This is a genomic window from Flavobacterium sp. (genome assembly GCF_965657075.1).
Lineage (GTDB): Bacteria > Bacteroidota > Bacteroidia > Flavobacteriales > Flavobacteriaceae > Flavobacterium.
The window spans coordinates 1-1,801 of record NZ_CBFHMV010000059.1 but is presented as its reverse complement, the minus strand read 5'-3'; the positions used below and the strand labels follow the sequence as shown (position 1 = coordinate 1,801).

2 protein-coding genes and 1 pseudogene are annotated in these 1,801 nt (G+C 30.5%); all 3 read left to right on the top strand.

All coding sequences use genetic code 11. The features are described 5' to 3' along the window. Positions 1 to 85, top strand: a pseudogene (locus ACTF56_RS12985) (YkgJ family cysteine cluster protein); the annotation flags it as partial. Between the two features lie 104 nt (positions 86 to 189). Beyond that, complete coding sequence (locus tag ACTF56_RS12980; protein WP_438967336.1) at positions 190 to 561, top strand: transposase; 372 nt, start codon at positions 190 to 192, stop codon at positions 559 to 561. A 158-nt stretch (positions 562 to 719) separates the two neighbouring features. Next, complete coding sequence (locus ACTF56_RS12975; RefSeq protein WP_438967335.1) at positions 720 to 1,433, top strand: transposase; 714 nt, start codon at positions 720 to 722, stop codon at positions 1,431 to 1,433. Positions 1,434 to 1,801 lie beyond the last annotated feature (368 nt).

Sequence of the window (1,801 nt, the reverse complement as noted above, 5' to 3'; positions counted from 1 at the left end):
CACCGATTTAACGTTACTAAACGTAGCGATTTGTCCAGCGGCGTTTAATATTGTGGAGAAAATGAAGGAGAAGTTGGTTCTTTAGAAAGAGTTCAGTGTTTAGTTTTCAGTTTTCAGTTTTTCGCATGTGGTCTCATGAAATAAGTTTACACAAAGTTTGGTTGAAAACTTTTTTAAAAGTGTAAATTTATGGAAAAAATTAGTAAAATGAGACGCACCTTTAGTACAGAATTCAAAAAAGAGAAAGTTGCATTGATAGAGCACGGCAAGATGAAAGTTTCAGATGTTTGCAAGATGTATGAAGTTACCCAAACATCCGTTCGTAAATGGCTTTTAAAGTATGGTAAAAATTATTCGAAAACGGAACGTATTGTAATTGAGAAAATAAGCGAAGAGGCAAAAACTTTGGAATTAATGCGAAGAGTTGCCGAATTAGAAAGGGTTATTGGTAAACAACAATTGCAAATAATTTATAAGGAAGCTGTCATTCAAAGTGCAAGCGAAGAAATCGGAGTTGATATTGAAAAAAAGTTCAACTCTCAGCAATTGAAAAAGGATTAAATGTAATTGCTGGGAGGTTTTCAAAGGAAGATTTTTTTGGAGCAAACGGGTTTTCTAGACAATTTTATTACAAGAAAAAGAAGGGAAGAATTAAAAGGGAAGAAATCGAAGAAAGCACTATTTTAAAAATCAAAGAAGTTCGAAAAAGGCATAGAAGAATGGGTTCTAGAACGATGTATCATCAATTAAAAATTGATAATATTGGAATCAATAAATTTGAAAAAATAGTTTCAAAATACGGATTGACCATCCAACAAAAGCGAAAAAGAATAATAACAACAGATGGTTTTTATGAAAAGATCGACACAAATTTAATCAATGGATTAACATTAAATCATATAAATCAAGTAATTGCTGGCGATATTACTTATCTTATTTTGAAAGACAAAACCTATTATATATTCACACTAAAAGACATGTATAGCAAACGAATAATTGGATTGTATGGAAGTGATACTATGATGGCTACAAATACCATAATTACTTTGAAACAAGCTATAAAATTACGAGGAAAAGGAATCAATAATTGCATTCACCATTCTGATGCTGGCTCGCAATATAAATCAAAAGCTTACAAGAATATATTGATTAAGAATCAAATAAAAATGAGTATTGCTGAGAATTGTCTTCAAAATGGCATGGCAGAACAGCTAAACGGTGTTTTGAAAAACGATTATATCATAAAAGATATTAAAAATGTAGCCGATTTAAACAAACAATTAAAAGAAATTAAACGATTAATAAATGAAGAAAAACCAGTTAAGGAATTAAATTATAAAACACCTGTGGAATTTGAACAATGGATACAAAATTCAAATAAGACACTTGAAATAGAATTGTACGACTTTACAAAGCTGGAAAGGGGACTTTGAGGAGGCATAGCAACAAAAAAAGTTTAGTAAATTAAACTAAAAAAGCAGTAGATTTGTAAAAACAAACTACTGCTTAAAAACAACTTTTTTCGTTGGTCAAATGATATTCCTGGATGGCTTGAGTCCCCACAACAATCCATCTTCCGCTTCTCAATGACACAACAAAGTAAAATATGAAAATGGAATTATTAAAATTAGGTTATTAACAATAAAGTTTGAAAATGAAACTTTATGTAAACCAAAATTATGAAACCACATTTCTATAGGTGGCAACCGCAAGTTTGTAGCTCTCAATATTCCATTTACTTTGTTTGAGAGCTGTTTTTAAATCTACATCTAACCCAAAACGAGAAATTAACGAGTTGCCA